Annotated in this window: 1 protein-coding gene; it reads right to left on the bottom strand. The window is 67.6% G+C overall.

Going from position 1 to position 829, the window contains the following annotated elements:
- Window positions 1-829 (bottom strand): DUF222 domain-containing protein (locus RMCN_RS25740; protein ID WP_131808607.1); only part of this gene is annotated, 829 nt, incomplete at both ends.

Below are 829 nucleotides of genomic sequence, written 5' to 3'. Positions count from 1 at the left end.
GCCGCCGCCGGTGGTGCCGACCCCGGCCCGTGATTCCAATTCCCGCAGGGTGGTGCGAATGATGAGCGACACCGGCAGCCCGTTGAGCTGACCCAGCTCGCCGCTCATCAAGGCGATGCGCCCGACGGCGATCATCGCGTCGTGTTGGCGCTGGGCCAGGCTGCGGTGGTCGTTGTCGATCTGGGCCTGCGTCGGGGTCCCCGATGTGCAGGGGTGGGGATCGTCGGGATTGCACATCCCTGGTGCGGCGTACTTGGCGAAAATCACTTCCCACACCGCCCACGCTTCGGGTGTCAGCGTCCCAGAAATCCCGATCATCGCGTCGGAGCGTTGTTTTGCCTTGGTGAGCCCGCGTTTGCGGGCGCGCTCGGTGTCATCGGGCTCGGGCCCGTCCTGATCGAGCAAGAACAGCGTCAGATCGGCGCTGTCCTTGAGTTCCTTGGGGCCGACACCGACCGCGGTGCGCACCAGGTCGACCTCGAACTGTTCGCGGGTGGGCGCATCGACGAATCCGGGCAACCGGTCAACGGCCTTGCGGATGACGTCGACATGTTCGTCGTTGATCAGTCCATGGGCTTGCGCGACAGCCGTGGCGGGCAACGCCGGCGGCAGCGAGGGCCCGGTCACCGCCTGACGCGGCGCCAGCAGGGCAGCCTCGCTCAGGCGCCGGTTGGCCTCGCTGGTCGAGATCCGCCAACGGACCCTCAACACCTCTTTCCACGATTTGGCACCCATCTGTTGGGCCGTGGCCTCGACCTGCAGGCGGGCCAGCAAGCGGTGGCGCATCGCGGGCAGCTGGCAGCCCAGAGCTTCGAGCTCATCAAGGGCC

Source organism: Mycolicibacterium novocastrense (assembly GCF_001570485.1).
Lineage (GTDB): Bacteria > Actinomycetota > Actinomycetes > Mycobacteriales > Mycobacteriaceae > Mycobacterium > Mycobacterium novocastrense.
Note: the sequence above shows the minus strand (reverse complement) of the source record. Positions and strands in the feature narration are given on the sequence as shown.